The sequence below is a fragment of the Candidatus Binatia bacterium genome, assembly GCA_023150935.1.
GTDB lineage: Bacteria > Desulfobacterota > Binatia > HRBIN30 > HRBIN30 > JAKLJW01.
Genome location: JAKLJW010000083.1, coordinates 1 through 4923, shown reverse-complemented (window position 1 = coordinate 4923; position 4923 = coordinate 1). Strand labels below are relative to the sequence as shown.

The 4923-nt window shown below is 65.9% G+C and carries 4 protein-coding genes and 1 pseudogene; 1 reads left to right on the top strand and 4 read right to left on the bottom strand.

The annotated features are described in order from the left end of the window. Positions 1-346: 346 nt before the first annotated feature. From L6Q96_22860 to L6Q96_22845, 4 genes and pseudogenes are all read right to left on the bottom strand, one after another. A complete protein-coding gene (locus L6Q96_22860) occupies positions 347-685 on the bottom strand; it encodes a DUF86 domain-containing protein (GenBank protein ID MCK6557391.1) in 339 nt (112 codons plus the stop codon). Continuing rightward, positions 672-974, bottom strand: coding sequence for a nucleotidyltransferase family protein (locus L6Q96_22855; protein MCK6557390.1), 303 nt, complete (start codon positions 972-974; stop codon positions 672-674). Before L6Q96_22855 ends, L6Q96_22860 begins: the two co-directional genes overlap by 14 nt. Further along, positions 971-1170 (bottom strand): annotated as a pseudogene (locus tag L6Q96_22850) (hypothetical protein). The gene L6Q96_22855 and the pseudogene L6Q96_22850 overlap by 4 nt, the downstream one beginning before the upstream one ends. Before the next feature lie 1137 nt (positions 1171-2307). Beyond that, entirely contained in the window at positions 2308-3054 is a 747-nt protein-coding gene (locus tag L6Q96_22845; GenBank protein MCK6557389.1) for a hypothetical protein, read from the bottom strand. Positions 3055-3520: 466 nt separating this feature from the next. Here L6Q96_22845 and L6Q96_22840 point away from each other — a divergent pair, with 466 nt between their 5' ends. Further along, complete coding sequence (locus tag L6Q96_22840) at positions 3521-4459, top strand: NERD domain-containing protein (GenBank protein ID MCK6557388.1); 939 nt, start codon at positions 3521-3523, stop codon at positions 4457-4459. Positions 4460-4923: the final 464 nt, after the last annotated feature.

The window sequence follows — 4923 nt, the reverse complement described above, 5'->3', positions numbered from 1 at the left end:
GCGAGGACGCGGGCGCGTATCGCGCCGGTTTTGCCGTCGGAAACGACGCCATGGACGCGAAATCGACCCGCTCCGGTGACCGAATGTCAGGGAGTACCGGGGGTTGTCGTGGTCCGACCCGCGTGAAACGGGGCGTCGCGCGGACCGGGATATTCGCCGGCGGAGGGGGCTCGGCGGCGCCGCCGGCGGTGAGGCCGGTGACCGGTCGCAACCCCGTGGAGGCAAACGCCGATGCGGGGACGGCTCGGCGGCGCCGCCGGCGGTGAGGCCGGTGACCGGGGCAACCGTACGTGACGAGGGGTGGTGGGTGTCCAACGCAACACTCGTCGTTGGCGATGGCCATGGATCAATCCGGCGGGATCAGGGACTTGAGTTGTGCGAGCAATGGGGGCAGGGCCTTTCTGACGGTGGACCAGAGGATGTTTCGGTTGATTTCGAAGTAGGCGTGTACGAGACGGTTGCGCATCCCAACGATTTCCTTCCAGGGTATCTCCGGGGCGAGCGCCCGCGTCTCGGCCGAGATGTTGGTGGCAGCTTCCCCGATGATCTCGACCGCGCGCACGAGGGCGAACAACAGCATCTGGTCGTTGTCGAGGTCCTCGCGGCTGCGGCCTTCGGAAAATCTCGTCGCCGTCTCGATCGCGTCGCCCATGTGGAGCAGCCGAATCCGATCATCGGGCGACATATTGGACCTCGGCGTTGCGTACCACCTCGTCGCGGAAGTAGCGGCTGAGGTCTTCCTCGGTCCGCACGTCGACCTGCCTGCCCAGAAGCGACGACAGCTCTGCCTCGATTCTGGCCATATCGAACAGGGTCGGCGTGGCGGTGGGTTCGAACTCCACCAGCAGGTCGACGTCGCTGTCCGGTCGATCGGTGCCTGCAAGCACAGAGCCGAAGAGCGACAGCTTACGGATGTGATGGCGCTGGCAGAGGTCCGCCAGGAGGTCCGGGCTGATGGCGAATCGGCGAATCATGGCATGCCTCCCGGCTCACCCTCTACACGAAAAGCTCCGACTGTGCCTGCTCGCCGGGAACGCGCGCCAGCCGCACGATCTCCGGCCGGCTCTGCACGAGGCCGTTGTACGACAGAGCCCCGGCGGCGCCTTTCTTCCGTTCAGAGATGGTGTACAGGCGGTAGGCCAGTTCGCGGGCGACCTCGGCCTCGCGGCCGTGACGGTAAGGTGTCGCCACCAGTTCCTCGGCTTCAGGCACGGCGAGCGTGACGAACAGCTCTGAAAACACGGGTTTCAACGAGCGGCGCGTCGTCATTCTCCATGACGGCCGGATTCTCCTGCAGAGTCAGCAACACGGCGATCACGAACAGGTCTTCGTCATCGGGGTTCATGGGTGTGATCATGCCGTGATCATGCCGCCACCGCACCCAATCGGCAACCGAAGGAACTCCGAGGAACTCCGAGACATCCAAGGAACTCCGAGACATCCACGCGTTGGGCGGAGCGCGCTGTCGGGGAGAGGTTCGCAAGACATCCAGTCGCCGGGTGGTGAGTGCTGCCGCGACCGGGGCGATGGGTGTTAGCCTTTCGGCGTGGATCCTGGCTCGAGGGGCGGTGGAGGGAGGACGGCGCCGCGCCGACCGGGATGTTTGCCGGCAGAGGGGGCTCAGCGGCGCCGAGGCTGCCAGCCAACCGCCGGTGCGCTCAGGGTGAGGGCGGCCGGGAGCCCCGCCGTGTGCCGCCCACCCAGGCCTCGGCGGCGCGGTGACCAGGCGGCCCGTGCGTGACGAGAGGTGGTGGGTGTCCAATGCAACATCCATTTGCAACGAGCGGTTCGAAGCGCCTGGCGAGGCGGCTCGATGTACTCCTTCGAAAATTGGGGTGGGCGGTGGCCGGCGGTGGGTGGGGTGCGGAAACGCCCGACCAGGCGCAACGGCGGGCAGCCATCGGTATCGGAATCGGTATCGATTCGAAGGCCTCGATCCCGATAGCGATTCCGACCCCGACCCCGCAGAGGGCACCACATTTTCATCGTCTTGAGACGACCGCCAGGTCATGGGCACTCCTTCGAGAGATTCCGCAGCTGCCGCTCGAGGCGGCCGGCGCACGGCACCGAGAGCCTGCCGGCGGGAGGTCGCGAGCGCATCACCCGTATGCAGCGCGAGGTGGGACGCCGCGGACATCTTCGTGCGATCGACGCGATCGAGAACGCGACTGTCCAGCGCGAGGACGCGGGAGCGTATCGCGCCGGTTTTGCCGTCGAAAACGAAGCCTTGGACGCGAAATCGGCCCGCTCCGGTGACCGAACGCCAGGGATTACCGCGGGTTGTCGTGGTCCGACCCGCGTGAAACGCTAAGCATTACGAAGACCGAACACCTCGCAGAGGGCGGAGATGCGGTCTTTGTGGAGCAGGTCCTTGTCGCCGTTCCGCAACCGTGTTTCGTCTGTTGCGGTCTCGACGGCGAGGCGGTAACAGGCGTCCGTCACCATGTACTCGAAGACGAACTGCTCCCAGTACCACGGGTAGGCGGGAGCCCGGCAATGCATGTAGAGGAGATTGCTCGCCAGCCGCTGCGCACATTCCGTCCAGCTGCGCCACACGTCGTAAACGTGCGAGATGAAATCGCTAAGCACGCGGGGCGCGATGTTGAGGCTAGCCTTCCCTATCGGCACGGCGGCGTCGAACCACAGGTCGTGGAACTGCAGGCGCGTTCCGAAGCAGTAGCCGAGCAGGTTGATGATGAACCGGCCATCACGGGAGCGCCGTGCGGCTCTAGATCTCTTGGTATCCAGTTCGAGACTGTGAGACGCCGGGAGGCGGAAGAGTTGGGTGGGCCTCTTGGTCCTCGGGTAAATACCGACCGGCTCGTGGGTAACCAAATCGAGTTCCACCACCTGCGCCAGCGGCGGATGGACGATCCTGTCCGGGTGCGTGTACTCGTCAATCCACGACTTGGCGTCGGCGTAGTTCGAGAGCAGGGCGATCCGGCCACCCGAGAACGAGGTCTCTTGGTCGTACGGGAGGAAGCCGAGCTGGTCCTGTCCCTCGTTTACGGGGACCGCCGGGCGAGGTCGGCGATCCACTATCTGGTCTTGCATACTGATCATTATCGCGTGTGGGAAGCAACGGAACCAAGCGAAACGGCACAGTTGCGGGCCGTCCAGATACGAGGGTCGCCCATCGGGCTCTACTTGCCGCGACGCGAGACAGGGATCAATACCCGCGTGGGGCCGTGGCGTCGTCGAGGACAACTCTCGTCGGGTAAACGGACGCCCCTGACGGTGGTCACTTTGCCGACGGGACGTGGGCCGAGTTCGAAAACCTCAGTTGAACTGTCCGTTCGTGATCCTCCTGTGGAACGGTGGTCTGACCAGCCTACCTGGCTGATTCCCCTTCGAGATTCGCGTCTGAGAAGGTCCCGATTGACCCTTCGCGCGACGATTTCGCCGCCCGAATGGAGCCGGCAAGCACCGAACGCTGGCGCTGGACGCCGCATCCGGCGAGCGCCGTCACGCCGCGAGACACCGTGACCGGTGTAGAGCACGTCGTGGCCGGGGACGCACGATGACCTTCTGGGCGTGCAACCCGTCCGCCGGTTTCGCCCCCCGTGCATCCCCTAACCGCACCCTCACCGGGGGGGCCGCCGATCAGCCCCCGTTTGTGACCGTCGAGCTTTCGGCGGTCGAGGCCACGTTTCGACAGCTCGCGCCAACGCATCGTGCGACGCAAACCGATCGAGGAAGCGGGCACGACGCGGTGCGAGTCGGCACTTCCCTTGCTCTTGCCGTCTCCATGGCACGCGTGTACGGACGCCGAAACGAGTGGCTGGATCTCCGCGTTGCGTCACGCTCGCGCCGGCTCCAGGTCTTCCTGTACGGATTGATCGTCGCCGCACTGGCCGGCGCCAGCTACCACCCGATCATCGGCGCCGGCGCGCTGGTCATCGCCGTTCCGATCGTTGCCACTTTGGCGCGAGAGCGGCGTTGGGCGCAGGACGGCGCCGATGGAGAGTTCGAGACCGCCATCCAACTTGCCCGCCTCGCGCCTGAGTACACGGTCTTCAACGACGTTCCGTTCACCGGCTTCAACGTCGACCATGTCGTCGTCGGTCCAACCGGCGTCTGGGCCATCGAAACGAAGTCGGCCTGCCGGAGCATCGAGGTGTGCGGTCGGTCCTTGTCCATAGATGGCGCACCGCCGCACCCATGGGACCCGCGGCGGCAGGCCCGACGTAACGCGCTGGATATCAGCCGGCGCCTGGAAACCGCCACGGGGGAACGCTGGTGGGTGGAACCGGTCGTGAGTTACCCGCGCGCCGAAGTCACCGTTACCAGCAACGTGGAAGAGTCCGATGTCGTCGACGTCGCCCGACTGCTGACCCGCGTCCGACACGGCAAACGCCCCATGCCCGCGGACCGCCAGGCCCGGGCGGTCGAGGCGCTGCTGTCACTCCGAGACGGAACCCACGGGCAGCGCCAGCCGGTGACCGGCGCTGCCCGCTGACGGGTGGTGGCCCCTGCCCCAGCCCCTGCCCCAGCTACAATCTCAGAAGGCATGGCCTATGCCTTCGACGGAAAAACTCCCGATTCGCGCGATCGACGCGATCGAGAACGCGGCTGTCCAGCGCGATGACGCGGGAGCGTATTGCGCCGGTTTTGCCGTCGAAAACGAAGCCATGGACGCGCAATCGGCCCGCTCCGGTGACCGAATGCCAGGGATTACCGCGGGTTGTCGTGGTCCGACCCGCGTGAAACGACCCGTGAAGCACCACGGCAACACCACCCCGCCGCGGAGTCAGGTCCCTCTCCCGCAGGGAGAGGTCAGGTGAGGGCATCCACCCGAAGCACCACGCAACAGCACCCCGCCGCGGAGTCAGGTCCCTCTCCCGCAGGGAGAGGTCAGGTGAGGGGATCCACATCCTCCCGCAGTTCAGTCCCGTGTCACGATCGCCACGCCCCGCACCGCTT